Source organism: Pseudomonas sp. HMSC065H01 (assembly GCF_001815235.1).
Lineage (GTDB): Bacteria > Pseudomonadota > Gammaproteobacteria > Pseudomonadales > Pseudomonadaceae > Pseudomonas > Pseudomonas aeruginosa.
The window spans coordinates 350821-373241 of sequence record NZ_KV819937.1 but is presented as its reverse complement, the minus strand read 5'-3'; the positions used below and the strand labels follow the sequence as shown (position 1 = coordinate 373241).

Annotated in this window: 18 protein-coding genes and 1 riboswitch; of the genes, 4 read left to right on the top strand and 14 right to left on the bottom strand. The window is 67.9% G+C overall.

Annotation, left to right across the window (positions count from 1 at the left end; all coding sequences use genetic code 11):
• Window positions 1-64: 64 nt before the first annotated feature.
• Both HMPREF3014_RS31180 and HMPREF3014_RS31175 read left to right on the top strand, forming a co-directional pair.
• Complete coding sequence (locus HMPREF3014_RS31180) at window positions 65-1603, top strand: AhpA/YtjB family protein (protein WP_003102052.1); 1539 nt, start codon at window positions 65-67, stop codon at window positions 1601-1603.
• On the top strand, window positions 1600-2136 hold the full coding sequence (locus tag HMPREF3014_RS31175; protein ID WP_003095684.1) for a metal-dependent hydrolase: 537 nt from the start codon (window positions 1600-1602) through the stop codon (window positions 2134-2136). Before HMPREF3014_RS31180 ends, HMPREF3014_RS31175 begins: the two co-directional genes overlap by 4 nt.
• Window positions 2137-2193: 57 nt before the next feature.
• Here the strand turns inward: HMPREF3014_RS31175 and HMPREF3014_RS31170 are convergent, their stop codons facing one another.
• From HMPREF3014_RS31170 to HMPREF3014_RS31130, 9 genes are all read right to left on the bottom strand, one after another.
• Window positions 2194-2904, bottom strand: a complete 711-nt coding sequence (locus HMPREF3014_RS31170) for a PqiC family protein (protein ID WP_003102054.1) — start codon at window positions 2902-2904, stop codon at window positions 2194-2196.
• A gap of 292 nt (window positions 2905-3196) precedes the next feature.
• Window positions 3197-5461 carry a DNA topoisomerase IV subunit A gene (gene parC / locus HMPREF3014_RS31165; RefSeq protein ID WP_003095687.1) on the bottom strand — a complete coding sequence of 755 codons (2265 nt, stop codon included), beginning with the start codon at window positions 5459-5461 and terminating at the stop codon, window positions 3197-3199.
• Window positions 5462-5468: 7 nt separating this feature from the next.
• Window positions 5469-5993: a retropepsin-like aspartic protease family protein gene (locus HMPREF3014_RS31160; RefSeq protein WP_003116165.1), complete on the bottom strand. Its 525-nt coding sequence runs from the start codon at window positions 5991-5993 to the stop codon at window positions 5469-5471.
• Window positions 5990-7003: an esterase-like activity of phytase family protein gene (locus HMPREF3014_RS31155; protein ID WP_003095689.1), complete on the bottom strand. Its 1014-nt coding sequence runs from the start codon at window positions 7001-7003 to the stop codon at window positions 5990-5992. Before HMPREF3014_RS31155 ends, HMPREF3014_RS31160 begins: the two co-directional genes overlap by 4 nt.
• The gene (parE, locus tag HMPREF3014_RS31150) at window positions 7003-8892 is read right to left on the bottom strand and encodes a DNA topoisomerase IV subunit B (RefSeq protein ID WP_003095690.1); all 1890 of its coding nucleotides are present in this window, start codon (window positions 8890-8892) and stop codon (window positions 7003-7005) included. Before parE ends, HMPREF3014_RS31155 begins: the two co-directional genes overlap by 1 nt.
• Before the next feature lie 11 nt (window positions 8893-8903).
• Window positions 8904-9524 carry a YqiA/YcfP family alpha/beta fold hydrolase gene (locus tag HMPREF3014_RS31145; RefSeq protein ID WP_003110317.1) on the bottom strand — a complete coding sequence of 207 codons (621 nt, stop codon included), beginning with the start codon at window positions 9522-9524 and terminating at the stop codon, window positions 8904-8906.
• A gap of 131 nt (window positions 9525-9655) precedes the next feature.
• Window positions 9656-10474, bottom strand: a complete 819-nt coding sequence (cpdA, locus tag HMPREF3014_RS31140; RefSeq protein ID WP_003123580.1) for a 3',5'-cyclic-AMP phosphodiesterase — start codon at window positions 10472-10474, stop codon at window positions 9656-9658.
• A 153-nt stretch (window positions 10475-10627) separates the two neighbouring features.
• Window positions 10628-11086, bottom strand: a complete 459-nt coding sequence (locus HMPREF3014_RS31135; protein ID WP_003102067.1) for a DUF1249 domain-containing protein — start codon at window positions 11084-11086, stop codon at window positions 10628-10630.
• Window positions 11077-11694 (bottom strand): NUDIX domain-containing protein, encoded by a 618-nt coding sequence (locus HMPREF3014_RS31130; protein ID WP_003095694.1) that lies wholly within the window; start codon window positions 11692-11694, stop codon window positions 11077-11079. Before HMPREF3014_RS31130 ends, HMPREF3014_RS31135 begins: the two co-directional genes overlap by 10 nt.
• A 242-nt stretch (window positions 11695-11936) precedes the next feature.
• On the opposite strand from HMPREF3014_RS31130, the gene HMPREF3014_RS31125 reads away from it, so the two are divergent.
• Window positions 11937-12683 (top strand): RsiV family protein, encoded by a 747-nt coding sequence (locus tag HMPREF3014_RS31125; RefSeq protein ID WP_003102069.1) that lies wholly within the window; start codon window positions 11937-11939, stop codon window positions 12681-12683.
• A gap of 53 nt (window positions 12684-12736) precedes the next feature.
• Here HMPREF3014_RS31125 and thiC read toward each other — a convergent pair whose 3' ends face one another.
• Window positions 12737-14620 (bottom strand): phosphomethylpyrimidine synthase ThiC, encoded by a 1884-nt coding sequence (gene thiC / locus HMPREF3014_RS31120; protein WP_003095696.1) that lies wholly within the window; start codon window positions 14618-14620, stop codon window positions 12737-12739.
• 89 nt (window positions 14621-14709) lie between these two features.
• Window positions 14710-14846: riboswitch (TPP riboswitch) on the bottom strand.
• 229 nt (window positions 14847-15075) lie between these two features.
• On the opposite strand from thiC, the gene opmH reads away from it, so the two are divergent.
• Window positions 15076-16524 carry an efflux transporter outer membrane subunit OpmH gene (gene opmH / locus HMPREF3014_RS31115; RefSeq protein WP_009877184.1) on the top strand — a complete coding sequence of 483 codons (1449 nt, stop codon included), beginning with the start codon at window positions 15076-15078 and terminating at the stop codon, window positions 16522-16524.
• A gap of 65 nt (window positions 16525-16589) precedes the next feature.
• On the opposite strand, the gene HMPREF3014_RS31110 is transcribed toward opmH, so the two are convergent.
• Genes HMPREF3014_RS31110 through HMPREF3014_RS31095 form a run of 4 tightly spaced genes read right to left on the bottom strand, consistent with a single transcriptional unit; the run spans window position 16590 to window position 22360 of the window.
• Window positions 16590-17294 (bottom strand): NAD(P)H-dependent oxidoreductase, encoded by a 705-nt coding sequence (locus HMPREF3014_RS31110; RefSeq protein ID WP_003102071.1) that lies wholly within the window; start codon window positions 17292-17294, stop codon window positions 16590-16592.
• A 50-nt stretch (window positions 17295-17344) separates the two neighbouring features.
• Window positions 17345-18526, bottom strand: coding sequence for an arginine--pyruvate transaminase AruH (aruH, locus tag HMPREF3014_RS31105; RefSeq protein WP_003102073.1), 1182 nt, complete (start codon window positions 18524-18526; stop codon window positions 17345-17347).
• 22 nt (window positions 18527-18548) lie between these two features.
• Window positions 18549-20228, bottom strand: a complete 1680-nt coding sequence (locus tag HMPREF3014_RS31100) for a 5-guanidino-2-oxopentanoate decarboxylase (RefSeq protein ID WP_003123583.1) — start codon at window positions 20226-20228, stop codon at window positions 18549-18551.
• Between the two features lie 41 nt (window positions 20229-20269).
• Window positions 20270-22360 carry an acetate--CoA ligase family protein gene (locus tag HMPREF3014_RS31095; RefSeq protein ID WP_003114528.1) on the bottom strand — a complete coding sequence of 697 codons (2091 nt, stop codon included), beginning with the start codon at window positions 22358-22360 and terminating at the stop codon, window positions 20270-20272.
• Window positions 22361-22421: the final 61 nt, after the last annotated feature.

Sequence of the window (22421 nt, the reverse complement as noted above, 5' to 3'; positions counted from 1 at the left end):
TTTGCCCCTCGGGGGGCGCTGGTTATACTGCGCGATACCTCTATTTCAGAAGACCGAGCCCCCTGTGACCCGGCCCACGTCCGTCAAGCCCGACAATTTCTTCCTCCTGCTGTTTCGTGCCTTGCGCCAGCGCCGCGTCCCGATCGCCCTGCGGCTCGCCAGCCATAGCCTGATCCTGGTGGCCCTGGCCCTGCTGATCTACGCCTGGGTCATGGGCATGCAGTTTCGCCAGGCCATGCAACAGCAGGCCGATGCCCTGGGCCAGAGCCTGATCACCCAGACCGCCGCGTCCGCCACCGAGTTGCTGGTGTCCAACGACATCCTCAGCCTCAACGTGCTGCTGAACAACCTGGTGAAGAACCCGCTGGTGGCCCATGCGGCGATCTACAGCGTCGACCAGCGCATCCTCGCCGAGGCCGGCAGCCGTCCGAAGCAGAGCCTGCTCGGCGCCACCGAAGGCCTGTACTCGACGCCGATCACCTTCCAGGAAGTGATCGCCGGGCACCTGCGCATCAGCCTGGACATGCAGCAGTTCCAGCAGCCGATGATGATCAGCCTGCAGAGCATGGGCCTGATCAGCCTGATCCTGCTGATCCTCGCCCTGTATTTCAGCCTGCGCCTGGGGCGGCAGATTTCCACACCCTTGTTGCAATTGCGTGTCTGGTTGCGCGATCCGGACAATCCGGCCCCCGGCGCCGAACTGCAGAACGAGCTGGGCGACCTGGCGCGCGACCTGGAAGAGCGCCTGGTGCCGGAGAAGCCGCCGGCGCCGGAGCCGGAAGAAGCACCGCTGCCGCAGAACTTCGACGACATCCTGCTGGAAGACGACGAAGCCGACCTGCGCAGCCGCAAGGTCGAGGCCTCGGCCTTCGAGGAAGACGACATTCCGCTGGGCGACGCCCTGCTGGACGAGACCAAGCCGGTGGAATTCACCTCCATCGACGAAGACCCGCTGGACCAGGACGCCTTCGACGAGAACGGAGCCGAAGCCGGGGAACAGCCCGCAGCGCCCGCCGCTGCGCGCGAACCGCAACACAGTGCGGTGCTGGCGATCCAGCTCGGCGCTCAGGAACAGTTGCGCCGGTTGCCGCGCAGCCGCCTGGTGGATCTCCTGCAACGCTATCGCGACTGCCTGGAACAGGCCGCCCGCCAGTACAAGGGCAGCCTGCACACGCTCAGCGACGGCGGCAGCCTGATTCTCTTCCACAGCCGCGACAACCGCGCCGACTACCTGACCAACGCGCTCTGCTGCGGTGAACTGATGCGTGCGCTCGGCCATGCCCTGCAGATCGAGGTCGCCGACAGCGGCATCACCTTGCAACTGCAACTGGGCCTGAGCCTCGGCGAAGACCTCAGCGAACAGACCCAGGCCGACCTGCTGCTCAACGAAACCGTGCAGAACGCCCTCGCCCTCAACCAGCACAGCCGCAACCTGCTGCTGGTCGAACGCAGCATCGCCGACGACGCGGTGGTCCGCGAGCGCGCCCGTATCCGCGCCATCGCCAGTCCGGAAGGAGCCTGCTGCGTCGAGCGTCTGCTGGAGCCGTATCCGTCGATGCTCGAGCGCCAACTGGCGCGCATGCACGACCGCGCCCGCCCGTGACCACCCTGATCACCCACCCGCTGCCGGTCCTGGCGGTGGGACTGGCCCTTGGCAGCCGGGTGATCCCGCCACGCCTGCTGCTGGCAGGCATGCTCGCCGCCTGCCTGCCGGACTTCGACGTAGTCGCCTTCAAGCTCGGCATCGCCTATCACGATGCCTTCGGCCATCGCGGCTTCAGCCATTCGCTATTGTTCGCCGCGATCCTCGGCGCGCTCGCCGCCCTCGCCTGCCGGCCGCTGCATAGCGGACCGCTGAAAGCCGGGCTGTGGGTAGCGCTGGCCACCGCCTCGCACAGCCTGCTGGACGCGATGACCAATGGCGGGCTGGGCGTCGCCTGGTTCTGGCCCTGGAGCGACGCCCGCTACTTCATGCCGTTCCATCCGATCGCCGTGTCGCCGATCGGTCTGTCGCGCTTCCTCAGCGAACGCGGATTGCTGGTGCTGCAATCGGAGGCGCGCTGGGTCTGGCTGCCCTGCCTGCTGCTGGCGCTCGCCGGCATGGCCCTGCGCTTCCTGTTGCGCCGCTCACGCTGACGCCGAAACGAAAAAGCCCCGCTTCGGCGGGGCTTTCTCCTGGTCGGCTATCGACAATCAGAACCGATAGACCTCGGCGTCGGTGCGAATCGGCACCACCAGTGGCATTTTCGGACCTTCCTCTTCCTTGACCTTCGGCTTGGCCACCGGCTTGCGCGCGGTCGCCGGCGGCGGCGCCTCGGCCGCCACGGCGATCGGCTTGACGTCCTTGGCCAACTGCGCCGCCAGGCGCTTGAGCAGGTCGCTCTGGGCACGGATCTGGTCGCCGATGCTGCCCTGATGCTGTTCTTCCTCGTGGAACACCCGGCTGTCCTTCAGGTCGCCCTTCTGGTCCAACAGGCGCCAGCGCGCCTCGATCACTGCCGGCTGCTTGGGGCCGGAGTCGAGGCGACTGATGGTCAGCATCACCTGGACCTGGGGGGTGAAACCGGGTTTTTCCGGGAACAGCGCCAGGCGGCTGCTGCCCAGCTCGCTGGACATCTGCCGCAGCAGTTGCTGGCTGACATTGGTCTCCAGGTTGCCGGCCCAGCGCGCTTCGGTGGACAGACTGAGAATACCATCGGCCTGCCGCTGCACCATCACATCGCGCTTGAGATAGTCGGCCAGTTGTACCGGCCCGAGCAGGACGGCCGCACCGCCGTCCTTTTTCGGTACCGCAGCGGCACCGACGTCCAACTGGTAGAGCTGGGCCGGCGGATGGACCGCACAACCCGTCAGCCCGAGCAGGCTGACGAGGGAAAGACATGCGAAGACGCGCCACGCGCTCATCGAGAACCACCGTATTTCGCCGAAGATCGGCACTACTGATGCAAGACTTGAATTCTACTGGCCACCCGCCATCGGAAACGGCGGCCGAAGGGGCGTATCATCCCCTAACCAGCGCCATAGCTCCAGAGGCAGAGCGTATTCCGAAACCGGTTTCGGACCACCTGCGTCAGGGGAAAACCCGGCGGAACCCGCCAGGGAGACGACATTCCCCCGGAAAGCCGGCCTCGGAAGAGGCCGCTTTCGCCATTCCCTTGCGGATATGCGAGAGATCGGAGACCGGTAACGGCTCATTTCAATCCTGTGGCGGAATATCCACCAGCAGGCTGTCGACGCGCTGGAAACCGCGCGGCAGCTTGTTGCCTCGCCGGCCTCGCTCCCCCTTGTAGTGTTCCAGGTCGTCGCCCTTGAGCGACAGGGTACGCTTTCCGGCCTGCAGGACCAACGTCGCCCCGGCTGGCAGAACAGCCAGGTCGGTGAGGTATTCCTCGCGGCTGGCCACGCGTTCGCCGGGGATGCCGATGATCTTATTGCCCTTGCCCTTGCCGAGCTGCGGCAGGTCGGAGACCTTGAACAATAGCAGACGGCCCTCGGTCGTCACGGCCGCCAGCCAATCCTGCTCCACATCGCGCACCGGGCGCGGCGCCACCACGGCGGAGCCGTTGGGCAGGCTGAGCAGGGCCTTGCCGGCCTTGTTCTTGGCCTGCAGGTCCTCGCCCTTGACCACGAAACCATAGCCGGCGTCGGAAGCGATCACGAACAGCGCATCGTCGTCCGGCAGCAGCACGCATTCGAAGCTGGCCCCCGGCGGCGGCGTCAGCCGGCCGCTGAGTGGCTCGCCCTGGCCTCGCGCGGACGGCAGGCTGTGGGCCGGCAGCGAGTAGCTGCGCCCGGTGGAGTCGATGAACACCGCATACTGGTTCGAGCGTCCCGGCGCGGCGGCCTTGAAGCCGTCGCCGGCCTTGTAGGAGAGGCCGGCGGCGTCGATGTCGTGGCCCTTGGCGCAACGCACCCAGCCTTTTTCCGAGAGCACCACGGTCACCGGTTCGGTGGGCATCAGCTCGGTTTCCGACAGCGCGCGGGCCTCGGCGCGGGCGACGATCGGCGAACGGCGGTCGTCGCCGTAGGTCTCGGCGTCCTTGATCAGCTCCTCGCGCACCAGCTTCTTCAGCTTGGCCTCGCTGCCGAGCAGGGTCTGCAGGCGCTTCTGCTCCTTCAGCAACTCTTCCTGCTCGCCGCGGATCTTCATCTCTTCCAGGCGTGCCAACTGGCGCAGGCGGGTGTCGAGGATGTAGTCGGCCTGCACCTCGCTGAGTTCGAAGCGCTCCATCAGCACCGCCTTGGGCTGATCCTCGGTGCGGATGATGTGGATCACCTCGTCGAGGTTGAGGAAGGCGATCAGCAAGCCATCCAGCAGATGCAGGCGGCGCTCGACCTTGTCCAGGCGGAACTGCAGGCGTCGACGCACGGTGCCGATGCGGAACTGCAGCCACTCCGAGAGCAACTGGCGCAGGTCCTTGACCTGCGGCTTTCCGTCGAGGCCGATGATGTTCAGGTTGACCCGGTAGCTGGTTTCCAGGTCGGTGGTGGCGAACAGATGGGTCATCAGCTCTTCGACATCGACCCGGTTCGAACGCGGGATGATGACGATGCGGGTCGGGTTCTCGTGGTCCGACTCGTCGCGCAGGTCGGCCACCATCGGCAGCTTCTTGGCCTGCATCTGCCCGGCGATCTGTTCCAGCACCTTGGAACCGGACACCTGGTGCGGCAGGGCGTGGATGACGATGTCGCCGTCCTCGACGCGGTACACCGCGCGCATGCGCACCGAACCGCGGCCGGTCTCGTAGACCTTCTGCAGGTCGGCGCGCGGGGTGATGATCTCGGCTTCGGTGGGGAAGTCCGGGCCCGGCACGTGTTCGCACAATTCGGCGACCGTCGCGCCCGGCTGGTCGAGCAGGCGCACGCAGGCCGACGCGACTTCCCGCAGGTTGTGCGGCGGCACGTCGGTGGCCATGCCCACCGCGATGCCGGTGGTGCCGTTGAGCAGCAGGTTGGGCAGGCGGGCCGGCAGCACGGCCGGCTCGTCGAGGGTGCCGTCGAAGTTCGGTACCCAGTCCACGGTACCCTGGCCCAGTTCGCTGAGCAGCACCTCGGAATAGCGCGACAGGCGCGCCTCGGTATAACGCATGGCGGCGAAGGACTTGGGATCGTCCGGCGCCCCCCAGTTGCCCTGGCCGTCCACCAGCGGATAGCGATAGGAGAACGGCTGCGCCATCAGCACCATGGCCTCGTAGCAGGCCGAGTCGCCGTGCGGGTGGAACTTGCCGAGCACGTCGCCGACGGTGCGCGCCGACTTCTTGTGCTTGGAATCGGCATCCAGCCCCAGTTCGCTCATGGCGTAGACGATGCGTCGCTGCACCGGTTTCAGGCCGTCGCCGATATGCGGCAGGGCGCGGTCCATGATCACGTACATGGAATAGTTCAGATAGGCCTGCTCGGTGAACTCGGCCAACGACCGGCGTTCGACCCCTTCCAGGCTCAGATCGAGGGATTCGCTCATGCGTACCTCACGGAGAAGTGTTTTGGCGCAGCACCAGGGTGCCGTCGCGCTGGGTGAATTCGAGTTGTTTCAGGGCGCTCATGCCGAGTAGCACCTCATCGCCGTCCATGCCCGGCGCAATCAGCGCCGCGACCCCGGACAGGCGGATATCGCCGAGTTGCAGCTGGTCCAGCCGCGTGCGCCAGCCCGTGGCGCGGCCGTTGGCCGTGCTCAGGGTGATCGGCGCGCCGCGCTCCAGCGCGAGTCTTGCCGCCAGGGCTTCCGGCACCGCCACCTGGGTCGCCCCGGTATCGAGCAGGAAGGTCACGCCCTGGCCGTTGATCTGCCCGTTCAGCAGGTAATGGCCCTGGCGGCTGCTGGCCAGGCGCAACTCGACGTAGCCGTCGCCATGGATCGATTGCGGCGCCTGGTTCGGGTTGCGCTGTCGATCTTCCCAGACGCCGAAATAGCGCGTCGCCAGCGCCAGCCCGGCGACCCAGGCCAGCACCAGCATGATCCGTCCCAGCCGCTGACCGGGCGCCTGTTGCGTCACTTGTCCCCCAACCAGCCGCCGGCGGGCGCGGCGAAGCGCAGGACGAAGGGCCGCACATCGCCATCGGCGCGCGCATGGTCGCCATTGTCGATGCCCAGCCAGGCGCCCTTGTCGTCCAGCGACAGGGCTTCCGCTACGCCATAAGGCAGCTCGTAGCGACGCTCCGGCGCCAGGACCGCCGAGGCGAACGACCAGCAGCGCTCGACCTTGGCCTGGGCCAGGTCGCGGCGGCAGATCTGATGCGCCAGGCGCTCCAGGGTGAACAGCTTGCCGCGGTAGAAGGCGAGGTCGGAGAAATCCTTCGGCAGCTTGCGCGCGCTGCCCAGTTCCGGCGGCGGCTCGATCTTGCCGCCCTCGGCGAGCAGTACGCAGCTGCCCTCGCAGCGCCAGGCACTGTTGTCGCGGTGGGCCACCAGCAGGCCGCGGCGCTCGCGCTCGGCAGCCAGCCAGAGGCGCTTGCCCTCGGGGTCGACGGCGATCCCTTCGAACAGCGCGTTGAAATTCATCAGCATGCCGCTGGCCCGCGCTTGCGGCAGCAGGCCGGGCGGCAGGCGCAGCCAGTTCGGCGCGCCGCTCACCGGCAGTTGCAGGACCGCCGCGTGCGCCTCGCTGACCAGGTAGCGATTGCCGGCGGCATCGCAGGCGATGCCTTCGAAGTCGAGGTTGCCGCCGCGCACCAGGCCACTGAGCCAGACCCGCGTGCTCATGCCCCAGGGCAACCCGCTGTCCGGCGGGGTCGGAGCGATGAAACTCTCGGCCTCGGCCTGCCAGGGCTGGTCGGAGCCTTCGGCCGAGGGTTGCAGGCGATACAGGCGGTCGTCGTCGCGGTCGGAAACCGTCCACAGCGCGCCGCCACACCAGGCCAGCCCGGAGAGGTTGCCGCCGCGCATGCCCTCCACCGCATGTTCGGAGATGAAGCTCAAGGCTGCCGGAACCGGTGGCTCTGGCGGCGCCTCGGCCGCCTGGACCAGGCCCCCGAACAGGCCGAGGATGGCCAGCAGGCGGCGCATCAGACCAGCACCTCGGCCAGGTTGCCCTTGCTCTCCAGCCAGGACTTGCGGTCACCGGCGCGCTTCTTGGCCAGCAGCATGTCCATGATCTCCAGGGTACCGGTGGCGTCCTCCAGGGTGAGCTGGACCAGCCGCCGGGTATTCGGATCCATGGTGGTCTCGCGCAGTTGCAACGGATTCATTTCGCCAAGGCCCTTGAAGCGGGTGACCTGCGGCTTGCCGCGCTTCTTCTCGGCGGCCAGGCGCTCGAGGATGCCGTCGCGCTCGGCTTCGTCGAGGGCGTAGTAGATTTCCTTGCCGAGGTCGATGCGGTACAGCGGCGGCATCGCCACGTAGACGTGGCCGGCCTCCACCAGCGGGCGGAAATGGCGGACGAACAGCGCGCAGAGCAGCGTGGCGATGTGCAGGCCGTCGGAGTCGGCATCCGCGAGGATACAAATCTTGCCGTAGCGCAGCTGAGCCAGGTCGCTGGCGCCCGGATCGACGCCGATGGCTACCGCGATGTCGTGGACCTCCTGGCTGGCGAGCACCTCGCCGCCGTCCACTTCCCAGGTGTTCAGGATCTTTCCGCGCAGCGGCATGATCGCCTGGAACTCCTTGTCCCGCGCCTGCTTCGCCGAGCCGCCGGCGGAGTCGCCCTCGACCAGGAACAGTTCCGCGCGCATCGGTTCCTGTCCGGCGCAGTCGGCCAGTTTGCCGGGCAGCGCCGGCCCCTGGGTGATCTTCTTGCGCTCGACCTTCTTGCCCGCCTTGAGGCGACGCCCGGCATTGCTGATCGCCAGTTCCGCCAACTGCAGGCCGATCTCGGCGTGCTCGTTGAGCCACAGGCTGAAGGCGTCCTTCACCACGCCCGAGACGAACGCCGCCGCCTCGCGGGACGACAGGCGCTCCTTGGTCTGCCCGGAGAACTGCGGCTCCTGCATCTTCATCGAGAGGACGAAGGCGATCCGCTCCCAGACGTCCTCGGGCGCCAGCTTGACGCCGCGCGGCAACAGGTTGCGGAACTCGCAGAATTCGCGCATGGCGTCGAGCAGGCCCTGGCGCAGGCCGTTCACATGGGTGCCGCCCTGGGCCGTGGGAATCAGGTTGACGTAGCTTTCCTGCACCGACTCACCGCCCTCGGGCAGCCACAGCAGGGCCCAGCTCACCGCTTCCTTGGAACCTTCGAGGTTGCCGCAGAAGGGTTCATCGGGCAGGCGCGGCAGCTCGGCGACCGCGTCGGTCAGGTAGGAGCGCAGGCCGTCCTCGAAGTGCCACTCGACGCGCTCGCCGGTGTTCTTGTCCTCGAACACCACGCTCAGGCCCGGGCACAGCACCGCCTTGGCCTTGAGCACATGCTTGAGGCGGCTGACCGAGAACTTCGCCGAATCGAAATACTTCGGATCCGGCCAGAAATGCACGCTGGTACCGGTATTGCGCTTGCCGACCGTGCCGATGACTTCCAGGTCGCTGTCCTTGAAGCCGTCGGCGAAGGTCATCCGGTACTCGTTGGCGTCGCGCTTGACGCGTACCTCGACCCGGGTCGAGAGCGCGTTCACCACCGAGATGCCGACCCCGTGCAAGCCGCCGGAGAACTGGTAGTTCTTGTTCGAGAACTTGCCGCCGGCATGCAGCTTGGTAAGGATCAGCTCGACGCCCGGCACGCCCTCTTCCGGGTGGATGTCCACCGGCATGCCGCGGCCGTCGTCGATGACTTCCAGCGAGTTGTCCTGGTGCAGGATCACCTGCACGCTCTTCGCGTGGCCGGCCAGGGCTTCGTCGACGCTGTTGTCGATGACTTCCTGGGCCAGGTGGTTGGGGCGGGTGGTGTCGGTGTACATCCCCGGGCGCTTGCGCACCGGGTCGAGGCCGGAAAGGACTTCGATGGCGTCTGCGTTGTAAGTAGCCATGGGGTCTCTATTCAGTCAAAAGTCGAAAAATCGGTGTCGCGCCACAGCGCCGACGGGTAGCCGGCGAACGCCAGCAGCGCCGGCAGGTGCCGGGCGAAGCCCTGGAAGCCGTGGTCGCCGCCGGCCTGGATGCGTAGCGCGCAGGCTCGGTAGAAGGCCTGCGCGGCGCGATAATCGAGGGTTTCGTCGGCGGTCTGCAGCCATACCTGGTAGCGTTCGGGACGTTGCAGGCGCGTGACTTCCAGTTCGGCCAACGCCGCCACGTGGTCCTCGGTGAGTTCCCAGGTCTCGCCGCTGTAGTGGTTGGTCTGCGCGCCCAGGTAGCCGTCGAAGGAGCGATGCGGGGCGACCGCGGGATTGACCAGGATCGCCGCCAGGCCATGGCGCTCCGCCAAATGGGTCGCATAGTAGCCACCCAGGGAGCTGCCGACCAGCACCGGTCGCCCGAGCTCGGCGATGGCCCGCTCCAACTGGGCGATAGCCTGCCGTGGGTGATGGTGCAGGGCCGGGACGCGCAGGCCTTCGGCCAGGCCCAAGTGGCCGAAGGCCGCCTGCAGCTGACGCGCCTTGTGCGATTCGGGCGAACTGTTGAAGCCGTGGATATACAGCAGGGATGGGCTGGTCGCGGTCATCGGGAACGGGCTAATGGGCTTCAACTCGGTAGGGAAAGCCGAACGGTAACAGCTTCCAGGCTTCATCTTCCAGCCTGCGCGCCGATCGGCAACGACGCACGTGGCCGCGGTATCCCGCGACCGGGGGCATGTCAGTATCCGGCGGTGTCGTAGTCCACTTCGAAGACGACGTCGTCGACCCGCGAGATCCCCGTTTCCAGGCGCCCGTCGTCGTGCAGGCGCAACCAGCGGTAGCCCGGCGCCAGGCGGTCGAGGGTGAAGTCGCTGCTGCCGGGGGCGAACTGTACGCAGGTGGACGGCGAGGCCAGCAGGCGCAGCGGGCCGCGCTGGCGGTCGAACTCCTGGTGAATGTGCCCCCACAGCAGGCAGCGCACCTGCGGATAGGGCGCCAGCAGGTCGAACAGCGCCTGCGGGTTGCGCAGGCCGATGGGGTCCATCCAGTCGCTGCCGATCGGCACTGGGTGGTGATGGAAGGAAACCAGCAGGAAGCGTTCGCCAGCGCTGTCGATGGCGCGCCGCAGCAGGTCGAGCTGGTCGTCCTCGAGATAGCCCGGCACCGCGCCGGGAATGCTCGAGTCGAGCAACACCACGCGCCAGTTGCCGACGTCGACGACCTGCTCCAGCAGGTCGCTGCCCTCGGTCGCCCGCTGCATCGGCTCGCGTTCGTCGTGGTTACCGGCGAACCAGCGCAACGGCGCGTCCAGGGGGGCGCTCAACCTGCGGAAGCGTGTGTAGGAATCGAGGCTGCCGTCCTGGGAGACGTCGCCGGTGGCGAGAATCAGGTCGATCCGCGGCTGCTCCCGGGCGACCCGCTCGACCACCTTCTCCAGGCTATGGGCGGTATCCATGCCAAGCAGGCGCGCGCCATCCTCGGCGAACAGGTGGCTGTCCGAAAGCTGCACCAGCAGTACGGAGGCGTCGGTGGCGGGAGTGTTCGAATGGCGTGACAAGGGGCCGTCTCCTGAAGGCGAGGCGTCCGCGGTGAAAGGGATGATTATGGTGACCGACGAAAGTGGCGGCAAACCCGGAAAGCGGAACAGATCACAGTTGCGAGGACTACTTTTGGCTTGATGTCATTCAACTGGCCTTTTGCCTGCAACCGCTCAGCGCTGGGCCACCGGCTCCATTTCGTGGCCGCAGGCCAGGCAATGGGCGAGCCACTCGCCGAGGAACAGGTTGAGCTGGTTCTTCTCGTCGGGCTGGTGCATCGCCTGGTTCGGGTAGGGATAGATCGCCATCAGCCGCCGCGCCTGTTCGGCGCCGATCACTTCGGCCATCCGCGCATCGTGGTAGACCCGCACTTCCAGCCGCGGCGCCGGCAACCAGGGCAGGCCCAGTTCCTGGCGCACCTGAAGGGTGGTGGTGTAGGGGCAGGCCTCGGTCACTTCCAGCGCAAGTACGCCGAGCAGCCGCTCCCCTTCGCTCAGCGCGACCCGGCGCGAGGCCTGCGCCTCGCGCATGTCCGGGAGCAGGCGCATGAGCCGCGCGTAGTTCGCTTCGCAGGTCGCCTGCAGGCTGGCCAGGTCGACCCGGTAGCGCTCGCGCAGCAGGTTCAGGCCCATAGCCCACGCACCTCGGCCCGGTTCAGGGCCAGCCACTGCAGGGCGATGATGCTCGCCGCGTTGTTGATCCGCCCGTCGCGCACGGCCTGCAGCGCATCTTCCAACGGCCAGACGTGGACGCGGATGTCCTCGCCCTCCTCCGGCAAGCCATGCACGCCGCCGACGCCTTCGCTGTCGCAACGGCCGACGAACAGGTGCACCACTTCGTCGGTGCCGCCCGGCGACGGCAGGTACTGGGTTATCGGCCAGAGCGCACCGAGAGTCAGCCCGGCCTCCTCCATCGCCTCGCGATGGGCCACTTCCTCCGGTTGCTCGTCCTTGTCGATCAGGCCGGCGACCAGCTCCAGCAGCCAGGGGTTGGCGAGCTTCTGCATCGCCCCGACGCGGAATTGCTCGATGAGCACCACGCAATCGCGCTGCGGGTCGTAGGGCAGCACGCAGACCGCGTCATGGCGGACGAACAGTTCCCGACTGATTTCCCGGCCCATGCTGCCGTCGAACTGGCGATGCCGCAGGCGCAGGCGATCGAGACGATAGAAGCCGCGGAAGCATTCCTCGCGCTGCACGAGCTCGACGTCACCGGGGGCGGGTTTGAAGGTTTCGGACATCCTCGACTCACTTCACTCGGGTATGTGGGTTTCGCGCCATCCTATCGCGGCCCGGCGCAGGGCGCAGCCACTTTCAGGACAGCTCGGGAAAACTTCGTGGCGCTCGCCGCACGGGCGTGTTTCCCGGCCACGGCTAGGCCATACTTGGGGTTTGCGCGGGCCGAACTCAAGCGCGACGCCAGGGTCGAAACGGACTGGTCGACGCTTCGAGCCCGCCCATCCACCGTCGCAAAAGGAATCCCATGCGCCTTCTGAAATTCGCCGCCCTCGGCAGCCTGGTCGTTCTGCTGAGCGCCTGCCAGAGCCTCTTCAAGCCCGGCCTCGACGACCCGCTGCCCACCGAGCGCCTCGCCAGCGAGCACCTGAAGCCCGGCTGTCAGGGCGAACAGTGTCCCTTGGTAAACATCGACACCTTGAAGTTCCCCGACGAACCGCAGTTGGACCCGATCGTCGAGCGCGCCCTGCTGGAAATGACCCGGGAAAACAACGAAACGCCCCTGCCGGCATCGCTGGCGGCCTACGAGCGGCAGTTCCTGGACAGCGCCGAGCCGGGCTGGAGCAGCTACCTGCAAGCCAAGGTGCGCGAACAACATGACGGTCTGGTGATCATCGAGCTTTCCAGCTACCTGTTCACCGGCGGCGCCCACGGCATGCCCGGTCGCGGCTTCATCAACTACGACCGCAGGCAGCACAAGGTGCTGAGCCTGCAGGACATGCTGGTTCCCGGCCAGGAAGAAGCCTTCTGGAAACAGGCCGAGCTGGCGCACAAGGCCTGGCTGCTGGCCAACAAGCTCGACCAGGACGCCGATTTCCAGAAGACCTGGCCGTTCCAGCGCACCCCGCACGTGGCATTGACCTTCGGCGCGGTGACGCTGAAGTACGACGCCTACTCCATCGCGCCGTATTCCTATGCCCACCCCGAACTGAAGATCCCGTATCCGCGCCTGAACGGCATCGTCAAGCCGAACCTGTTCCCCGGCCGCGGCTGACGCTTCCGACGCTCCGCAGCCCCTCGTCACGGCGAGGGGCCCCGTGGCGCGGCCTACACCTGCCTGTAGATCACCGATCCTTCGTCCTTGAAGCGCGCCGCCTGCTCCTGGAAGCCGGCCTCGATGGCCTTGCTCTCGTCGGACAGGCCGTTTTCCTTGGCGTAGTCGCGAACCTCCTGGGTGATCTTCATCGAGCAGAACTTCGGTCCGCACATGGAGCAGAAGTGCGCGACCTTGGCCGAGTCCTTCGGCAGGGTCTCGTCATGGAACGCCCGCGCGGTGTCCGGGTCCAGGCCAAGGTTGAACTGGTCCTCCCAACGGAACTCGAAGCGCGCCTTGGACAGCGCGTTGTCGCGGATCTGCGCGCCCGGATGGCCCTTGGCGAGGTCGGCGGCATGGGCGGCGATCTTGTAGGTGATGATCCCGGTCTTCACATCATCCTTGTTCGGCAGACCCAGGTGCTCCTTGGGCGTGACGTAGCAGAGCATGGCGCAGCCGAACCAGCCGATCATCGCCGCGCCGATGCCGGAGGTGATGTGGTCGTAGCCGGGGGCGATGTCGGTGGTCAGCGGGCCGAGGGTGTAGAACGGCGCCTCGTCACAGCACTCCAGCTGCTTGTCCATGTTTTCCTTGATCAATTGCATCGGCACGTGGCCGGGACCTTCGATCATCACCTGCACGTCGTGCTTCCAGGCGATCTTGGTCAGCTCGCCGAGGGTCTCCAGCTCGCCGAACTGGGCGGCGTCGTTGGCGTCGGCCACCGAGCCCGGACGCAGGCCATCGCCCAGCGAGAAGCTGACGTCATAGGCCTTCATGATTTCGCAGATCTCTTCGAAATGCGTGTAGAGGAAGTTCTCCTGGTGGTGCGCCAGGCACCACTTGGCCATGATCGAGCCGCCGCGGGAAACGATGCCGGTGACCCGCTTGGCGGTCAGCGGCACATAGCGCAGCAGCACGCCGGCGTGGATGGTGAAGTAGTCGACGCCCTGCTCGGCCTGTTCGATCAGGGTGTCGCGGAAGATTTCCCAGGTCAGGTCCTCGGCGACGCCGTTGACCTTCTCCAGCGCCTGGTAGATCGGTACGGTGCCGATCGGTACCGGGCTGTTGCGCAGGATCCACTCGCGGGTTTCATGGATGTGCTTGCCGGTGGACAGGTCCATCACCGTGTCGGCGCCCCAGCGGATGCCCCAGGTGAGCTTCTCCACCTCTTCCTCGATCGACGAGCCCAGCGCGCTGTTGCCGATGTTGCCGTTGATCTTCACCAGGAAGTTGCGGCCGATGATCATCGGCTCAAGCTCGGTGTGGTTGATGTTCGCCGGAATGATCGCGCGGCCGCGGGCGACTTCCTCGCGGACGAACTCGGGGGTGATTTCCTTCGGGATATTGGCGCCGAAGCTGTGCCCCGGGTGCTGCTGGTCGAGCAGGCCGGCGGCCCGGGCTTCCTGCAGCTTCATGTTCTCGCGGATGGCGATGTATTCCATCTCCGGGGTGATGATGCCTTTCTTCGCGTAGTGCATCTGCGAGACGTTGGCGCCCGGCTTGGCCCGGCGCGGCGTGCGCACGTGGGCGAAGCGCAGGGCGTCGAGGCTGGCGTCGGCCAGGCGGGCCTGGCCGAACTCGGAGGTCAGGCCGGGGAGTATCTCGGTGTCGCCGCGCTCGTCGATCCAGCGCGAACGCACGTCAGGCAGGCCCTTGCGCAGGTCGATGCGGACCTCAGGGTCGGTATACGGGCCGGAGGTGTCGTAGACGAACACCGGCGGGTTTTTTTCGCCGCCGAAGGCGGTGGGGGTGTCGGCGAGGGAGATTTCCCGCACCGGGACGCGGATGTCCGGGCGCGAGCCGGTCAGGTAGACCTTGCGCGAGTTCGGGAAAGGCTGCGTCGACTGGCGGTCGAGCTGCTCAAGGCGGGTAATGTTGTTCTTCTGCGTTGCGCTCATCGATGGCTCTCCTGGGTGATTGTCGGGAGAACCTGGCACGCGGGGCCACCGGGACTGGTGGCGAGAAGGACGCGCCGGCAAGGCAGGCATGGCGCGGACATCTTGTTCCCTACGCGGGTTGCTGCGGTCCGCGCGAGGCGGAACCGGACGCTAGCCCGATCAGGTTCAACGGGATCCGGAACTATCCGATCTCAGCCCCTCATATAGGGCACCCCGACAAGAACCCCGGCAGTCTAATCAACACCGGCGGGATACGCCAACGGGAAAACGCCCCGCCCGACCGGCAGTCATGGTCCAGTCCGGCGCCCTCTCGCCAGGGAAGACGCAGATCCCCGCACGTTCGCCGGCACATCGATCCGGACTGGCTCTTCGATCAGTTGCCGCGCAGGTGCCTTGACCGCCACCGGTAGCGACCTTAGCCTTGCCCCACCTCGCATCTTTTCCAGGACGAACGAATGCTGCGCAGACTCTCCCTGGCGGCCGCCGTGGCCGCTGCTACCGGTGTCGCCTGGGCCGCCCAGCCGACCCCGCTGCCGACCAAGACCGACCTGATCAGCGTCTACAAGGAAGCCGTCGACAACAACGCCGACCTCGCCGCCGCCCAGGCCGACTACCTGGCGCGCAAGGAAGTGGTGCCCCAGGCCCGCGCCGGCCTGCTGCCGCAACTCGGCGCCGGCGCCCGCGTCGGAGACACCCGGATCGCATTCGACGAGCGTCCGGCGACCGTCAAGCGCAACAGCCAGGTCGTCCAGGCCACCCTCAGCCAGCCGTTGTTCCGCGCCGACCGCTGGTTCCAGTGGCAGGCCGCCAAGGAAACCAGCGACCAGGCCCGGCTGGAATTCTCCGCGACCCAGCAGGACCTGATCCTGCGCAGCGCCGAGACCTACTTCACGGTGCTCCGCGCCCAGGACAACCTGGCCACCAGCAAGGCCGAGGAAGCCGCCTTCAAGCGCCAGCTGGACCAGGCCAACGAGCGCTTCGACGTGGGCCTTTCCGACAAGACCGACGTGCTCGAGGCCCAGGCCAGCTACGACACCGCCCGCGCCAACCGGTTGATCGCCGAACAGCGCGTGGACGATGCCTTCCAGGCCCTGGTGACCCTGACCAACCGCGACTACAGCGCCATCGAGGGCATGCGCCACACCCTGCCGGTGGTGCCGCCGGCGCCGAACGACGCCAAGGCCTGGGTCGACACCGCGGTGCAGCAGAACCTGCGCCTGCTGGCCAGCAACTACGCGGTCAACGCCGCCGAGGAAACCCTCCGCCAGCGCAAGGCCGGGCACCTGCCGACCCTCGATGCCGTGGCCCAGTACCAGAAGGGCGACAACGACGCCCTCGGCTTCGCCAACAGCGCCGCCAATCCGCTGGTGCACTATGGCAAGTATGTCGACGAGCGCAGCATTGGCCTGGAACTGAACATCCCGATCTACAGCGGCGGCCTGACCTCCTCCCAGGTCCGCGAGTCCTACCAGCGCCTCAACCAGAGCGAGCAATCCCGCGAAGGCCAGCGCCGCCAGGTGGTGCAGGACACCCGCAACCTGCACCGCGCGGTGAATACCGACGTCGAGCAGGTCCAGGCGCGGCGCCAGGCGATCATCTCCAACCAGAGTTCGCTGGAAGCCACCGAGATCGGCTACCAGGTCGGCACCCGCAACATCGTCGACGTGCTCAACGCCCAGCGCCAGCTGTACGCCGCCGTGCGCGACTACAACAACAGCCGCTACGACTACATCCTCGATACCCTGCGCCTGAAGCAGGCGGCCGGCACCCTCAGCCCGGCCGACCTGGAGGCGCTCAGCGCCTACCTGAAGCAGGACTACGATCCGGACAAGGACTTCCTCCCGCCGGACCTGGCCAAGGCCGCCTCCGAGCAGTTACAGAGCAAGCCGCGCCAGCAGTACTAGCACGAGCCAAGACGCCCCCGGTCGGGGGCGTCTTCGCTTGACTGGCCTGGCGCGCGTCGCCCGGGTCAGCGCGCCAGCGGCTGGAGCAGCGCGTCGAACTGCTCCAGCCGCGGGAACCGCAGGGGTACATCCTGCTCGAGATTTTCCAGCCGCGCCCGGTAGGCGCGCAGGAAGTTGCCGCGCGCTTCCTCGCTGATGTATGGCACGTGCCAGGCGACGAAGGGCTCCAGCACCTGCATGCCGACATAGGCCAGGGTGCCACGCAGGATCGGCCGCAGCATGTCCTCCAGCGGTCCGTGGATGGCACCCTCGCCGAACATGTGCTGGCGCCCGCCCAGGGTCAGGCTGACCAGCGCCTTCTTGCCGGCCAGGCCACCCTGGTCGTAGAAGCGCTTGCCGCCATAGCAGACCCCGGACACCAGTACCCGGTCGAACCACCCCTTGAGGATCGCCGGCACCGAGAACCAGTAGATCGGAAAGTTGAGGATCAGCAGGTCGGCCCACAGCAGCTTGTCCAGCTCGGCCTGGATGTCGGCGGCCAGGCTCTGGCGCTTGACGCTCTCGCGCTGCTCCAGGGCGTACACCAGGTAGTCGGGATCGGCGCGCTCGGCGAAGTCGGCGGCACTGGCCACCGGATTCCAGTTCATCGCGTAGAGATCCGAGACCTGCACCGCGTGGCCCTGGCCTGCCAGGGTCTCGCATGCCTGGTCACAGAGCGCGCGGGTGAAGGATTGCGGTTCGTTGTGGGCGTGGACGATCAGTACGTTCATCGTGGTTTCCGAATCGTGGTGACCGGCCGCATCGCTCGCGGCCGAGGGGTTCAGGCCTGGCCGAGCAACTCGGCGGCGCACAGCGCAATGCGCCGACAGGCTTCGCGCAGCGGTTCGGCACCCAACACCAGGCCGAGGCGGATGTGACCGGCGGCGCTCGGGCCGAAGGCTTCGCCGGCGAGCACCGATACGCCATGGCGGTCCAGCAGGCGGTCGGCGAAGGCCTGGGCGGAAAGTCCGGTGGGACGGATGTCGACCATCACGAACATGCCGCCGTCCGGGCGCAGTGGACGCAGGCCGGGGCTGTCGGCCAGGCACTCGATTACCAGGTCGCGGCGGCGGCGGTAGGCCTCGCGCATCGCCTCCAACTCCGGCAGCGGCGCTTCCAGCGCGGTGCAGGCGGCATCCTGGATGAATTCCGGCGAGCCATAGAGCATGCACAGGGCGAGGTTCTCCAGGTGCGCGCAGAGTGCTGCGGGACCGACCACCCAGCCGACCCGCCAGCCGGTCATGGCGTGGGATTTCGACAGGCTGTTGAGGGTCGCGGTACGGTCGGCCATCCCCGGCAGGCTGGCCGGGCTGACATGCTCGCCGTCGAACAGCAGTTCGCTGTAGACCTCGTCGGAGATCATCCACAGGTCATGGGCCATGCACAGCTCGGCCAGGGCTTCCCAGGTGGCCCGCGGCAGGCTGGCGCCGGACGGGTTGTGCGGGCTGTTCAGCGCCATCGCGCGCGTGCGCGGGGTGATCAGTGCGGCGACCTCCTCGGCCTGCACGCGGAAGCCATTCTCGGAGCGCACCGGCACCGGCACCACCCGCGCGCCACAGGCGCCGAACACCGCTTCGTAGGTGACGTACATCGGCTCGGCGACTATCACCTCGTCGCCCGGATTCAGCAGGCACTGCACCACCGCGTACAGCGCGCATTGGGCACCTGCCAGCACCACCACCTGCTCCGCGTCCACCGCCTGGCCGCTGCGCCGCCGGTGGCGCTCGGCGATGCGCTGGCGCAGGGCGCGCTTGCCGCGCACGTCGGCGTAGTGGGTGTTGCCGGCCAGCAGGCTGTCGATGGCCGCCTGGACGATGGGCGCCGGGGTATCGAAGTCGGGGTCGCCGACCGACAGCAGGAGGATTTCCTCGCCCTGCTCGACCCGCGCCAGCGCGCGATAGTGGATGTCCCAGGCAGCGGCGCCGTCGCCGGCGATACGTTGAGTGAAGTCGGAATAGCGCATGGATGCTCTCCTTGTCCGGCGGTCAGCGCGCACAGGCGTGCCGCAGTTCGATCAGGGTCACGCCGGGCTGCCCGAAGCCGGCGCGCAGGTCGCGCTCCAGTTCGTTCAGGTCCTGCGGCTGGCGCACCGCGCAACCGTAGGCGCGGCCCAGCAGGGCGAAGTCGGGGTTGCGCGGCAGCACGCCGACCGGCTCGATGTCCAGGCCGAGCATGTCGTCGCGGATCTGGCCGAGCGCGTCGTTGTTCCACAGTAGCACCACCAGCGGACTGTCCAGTTCCTCGCTGGCGGTGGCCAGTTCCTGCGCGGTGTAGAGGAAGCCGCCATCGCCGACCAGCACCAGGCCCGGGCGCTGCGGGGCGCCGAGCTTGGCGCCGATGCCGGCCGGCAGGCCGTAGCCGAGGGTGCCGTAGCCGGTGGGATGCAGCCAGCTGCGCGGCGCTCGGCTGGCGAACGCGTAGTTGCCGGTATAGGCCAGTTGGGTCATGTCGGTGCTGACGAAAGCATCGGCCGGCAGCGCGGCGGCGATCCGGTCGAGGATCGCCTGGTGCAGCGCCTGCAGCGGCGCGTGTGCCGCGCGGATCTCCGCGCGCAGGCGCGCCACCCTCGCGGCGGCCGGCGCGGCGTCGCGGGCCTCCTGCGGCAGGCGCGCCAGCAGCGCCTCAAGGGTCTGCCGGGCATCGCCCCTGAGCGCTACGGCAGAGGGATAGAAGTCGTTGAACTTGCGCGGGTCGATATCGACGCGGATCAGTTCGCCGGACAGCGGCAGGCGTTCGCGCCAGAAGTCGGTGTCGGCCATCTCGGTGCCCACCGCCAGCACCAGGTCGGCCTCGGCGATCATCTCCCAGCCCGGCGCTACGCACAGGCTGGCCCCGGCGTTGAGCGGCGCGTCCGGCGGCAGCAGGCCCTTGCCGGCGACGCTGGTGAACAGCGGCGCGGCCAGGCGCTCGCTCAGCGCGGCAAGCGCATCGCCGGCCGCCAGCGCGCCGCCGCCGGCGATGAGCATTGGTCGCCGGGCCGCAGCCAGGCGCTCCGCCGCCGCCCGCAATGCCTCGGTGCACGGCACACCACGACCAGGGCGGCGCGCCACGGCAGCGCTCCAGTCATGGGCCACCGGCGCGGCAAGCACGTCGAGCGGGATCGAGATATGCACCGGGCGCGGACGCTCGCTGTCGAACACCGCGTAGGCCCGGGCGATCAGTTCGGGCAGCTGTTCCGGGCTCAAGGCCAGGGCGGAGAAGGCAGTGATCGGCGCGGTCATGGCACGCTGGTCCTGGGTCTCGTGCAGGCAGCCCCAGCCCTTGCCCAGGCTGGCGCTGTGGTTGACGCTGGAAATCACCAGCAGCGGCACCGAGTCGGCGTAGGCCTGGCCGATGGCGGTGGCGACGTTGGTCACGCCCGGCCCGGTGATGACGAAGCACACTCCCGGCTTGCCGCTGACCCGCGCATAACCGTCGGCCATGAAGCCGGCGCCCTGCTCGTGGCGGGTCAGCACGTGGCGGATGCCGCTGCCCGGAAGTCCGCGGTACAGCTCCAGGGTATGCACGCCGGGGATGCCGAAAACGGTATCCACGCCGTAGTTGGCCAGCAAGCGGACCAGGGCCTGGCCGGCGGTGAGGGTCTTCTGTGGTTGCATGGGCAATATCCTCGTCCAGTTCGGCGACCATCGGAGTCGCCGTTCGCGCCGCAGCGCTCTTGCTCCCATTCCCACAAGCGGGAGGGGGAGCCGTCGTGTCCCCCCGGCCTTCAGCCATTGGCCAGCCGGATCAACGCATCCACCGCCAGCGCTCCCTCGGCATCCGCCAGCAACGGATTGACGTCCAGCTCCAGCAAGCGCTCGGCATGTTCGCAGGCGAATTCGGCGACCGCGCGGATCGCCGCCACCAGGGCCTCCATGCACACTGCCGGGCGACCGCGGAAGCCGCTGAGCAACGGCGCGCTGCGCAGGCTCAGCAGGGCATCGCGGATCGCCGCGTCGGTGGTTGGCAGGAGCAGGCTGCGACTGTCGCGCAGCAGCTCCACGAGTATCCCGCCGGCACCGATCACCAATGCCAGGCCGAAGCCCTCCTCGCGCTTGACCCCGACGATCAGCTCGGCCAGCGGCGCGCCAGCCATGCGCTCCAATAAAACACGCTCGAAGACCAGTTGCGGCGCGTGCCGGGCCAGGCTTTCGCGCATGTCGAACAATGCCGCCTCCAACGCCGCCTCGTTGCGCAGGCCGAGCGCCACGCCACCGGCCTCGGTCTTGTGCGGCAGTGCGGCGCTGACCGCCTTGAGCACCAGCGGGAAGCCGAGGTCGAGGGCCGCTTCGCGGGCCTGGCCGGGGGTGCTCAGCACCCCCTGGGGCAGTGGCAGGCCGAAGGGTTTCAGCGCCTGCTTGGATTGCCACTCGTCGAGCAGGTAGCCGTCGCCCGCCAGCGGCCCTGGGCAGATCGGCACCAACGCCGCCTCACCGCGCTCCAGCAGCGCCGCGCGGCGCTGGCGGTAGCGGGCGATCCGTCCCCAGGCGGCGAGACCATCCTCGACGCCCTGCAGCGCGGCGACGCCCTCGCCGTGCAACAGCTCGCGGGCCCGGGCCGGCAGCAGTTCCGGGAACGCCGAGGCGATGAAGCCGACTTTGCCGTGGCGCTTCAGCGCGGCGCAGTAGCGTTGCAGAAGCAGGTCGCACTGCGGCCGCTCGCCGGTTTCCTCGCCCGGATAGTCGAGCACCAGCAGGGCGGCGTCGGCAGGGCTGCGCAAAGCGCTGTCGAGCATTTCCTCCAGGGCCGCGGCATCGCCCCAGATGGCGGTGGTGAAGTCCAGCGGGTTGGCGATGTTGGCGTAGTCGGGCAGCACCCCGGCCAGTTCGTCGCGCTGTCCGGCGTCGAAAGACGGCAACCCCAGGCCGTTGCGCTCGGCGTAATCGGCGATCAACCCGGCGTCGCCGCCGGAACAGGCCAGCGCGACCAGGCTCGGCCCGCCAGGCAGGTGGCCGCAGGCGGCGGCCTTGAGGGTTTCGACGAAGCTCACCGGGCCGCTCACGCGGATCACCCCGAGGCGCTCGAACAGGCTGTCGTAGAGCGCGTCGGAACCGGCCAGGGAACTGGTGTGGCTGAGCGCGAGGGCCGCGCCGATCTTCGACACCCCGGTCTTCAGGGCGATCACCGGCACGCCTTTCTGCAACGCCTTGTAGGCCGCGCGGGCGAACCCCGGGACGTTCTTCAGCCCTTCCAGATGCAGGCCGATGGCAGTCACCCGCGGCTCGTCGAGCAGCACGTCCATCAGCTCGGCGATGCCCAGCTGCGCCTGGTTGCCCACCGATGCCATATAGGCCACCGGCAGCGAACGGTCGCTCATCGACAGGTTGTAGGCGAAGTTGCCACTCTGCGTCAGCACCGCGACGCCCCGCTCCACCTGCCGACCGCCATGTGCCACCGGCCATAGCGCGGCGCCGTGCAGGTAGTCGAGCAAGCCGTAGCAGTTCGGGCCGAGCAGCGCCATTTCGCCGGCGGCGGCCAGCAGCCGGCGTTGCACGGCCAGGCCCTGTTCGCCGGTTTCGGCGAAGCCGGAGGCATAGCAGATCGCCCCGCCGGCGCCTTTGGCGGCGAGCGCGGCGACCGCGTCGAGGGTCAGTTCGCGGTTGGTGGCGACGAACGCCGCGTCCGGGCCGCACGGCAGGTCGGCGACGCTGGCCACGCAGGGTACGCCTTCGAGTTCGGCGTGCTGCGGATTGACCAGCCACAACTGGCCGGCGAAACCGCCTTCGGCACAGCGTTTCAGGGCACGCGCCATGCCACGGCCGCCAATGAAGGCGAGATGCCTGGGTGCCAGCAGGCGCTTGAGGTTTTCACGATTCATGTCGGTTCTCGATTCGGAACATGGCAGCCTTCCCCTCTCCCCTGGAGGAAGAGGGGAGCCA

Excerpts from the sequence above, each read along its gene's own strand:
- HMPREF3014_RS31170 (WP_003102054.1), bottom strand. The coding sequence starts at position 2,904 with ATGAGCGCGTGGCGCGTCTTCGCATGTCTTTCCCTCGTCAGCCTGCTC.
- parC (WP_003095687.1), bottom strand. The coding sequence starts at position 5,461 with ATGAGCGAATCCCTCGATCTGAGCCTGGAAGGGGTCGAACGCCGGTCG.
- HMPREF3014_RS31155 (WP_003095689.1), bottom strand. The coding sequence starts at position 7,003 with ATGCGCCGCCTGCTGGCCATCCTCGGCCTGTTCGGGGGCCTGGTCCAG.
- parE (WP_003095690.1), bottom strand. The coding sequence starts at position 8,892 with ATGGCTACTTACAACGCAGACGCCATCGAAGTCCTTTCCGGCCTCGAC.
- HMPREF3014_RS31145 (WP_003110317.1), bottom strand. The coding sequence starts at position 9,524 with ATGACCGCGACCAGCCCATCCCTGCTGTATATCCACGGCTTCAACAGT.
- HMPREF3014_RS31135 (WP_003102067.1), bottom strand. The coding sequence starts at position 11,086 with ATGGGCCTGAACCTGCTGCGCGAGCGCTACCGGGTCGACCTGGCCAGC.
- HMPREF3014_RS31130 (WP_003095694.1), bottom strand. The coding sequence starts at position 11,694 with ATGTCCGAAACCTTCAAACCCGCCCCCGGTGACGTCGAGCTCGTGCAG.
- HMPREF3014_RS31125 (WP_003102069.1), top strand. The coding sequence starts at position 11,937 with ATGCGCCTTCTGAAATTCGCCGCCCTCGGCAGCCTGGTCGTTCTGCTG.
- thiC (WP_003095696.1), bottom strand. The coding sequence starts at position 14,620 with ATGAGCGCAACGCAGAAGAACAACATTACCCGCCTTGAGCAGCTCGAC.
- opmH (WP_009877184.1), top strand. The coding sequence starts at position 15,076 with ATGCTGCGCAGACTCTCCCTGGCGGCCGCCGTGGCCGCTGCTACCGGT.
- HMPREF3014_RS31110 (WP_003102071.1), bottom strand. The coding sequence starts at position 17,294 with ATGAACGTACTGATCGTCCACGCCCACAACGAACCGCAATCCTTCACC.
- aruH (WP_003102073.1), bottom strand. The coding sequence starts at position 18,526 with ATGCGCTATTCCGACTTCACTCAACGTATCGCCGGCGACGGCGCCGCT.
- HMPREF3014_RS31100 (WP_003123583.1), bottom strand. The coding sequence starts at position 20,228 with ATGGGAGCAAGAGCGCTGCGGCGCGAACGGCGACTCCGATGGTCGCCG.
- HMPREF3014_RS31095 (WP_003114528.1), bottom strand. The coding sequence starts at position 22,360 with ATGAATCGTGAAAACCTCAAGCGCCTGCTGGCACCCAGGCATCTCGCC.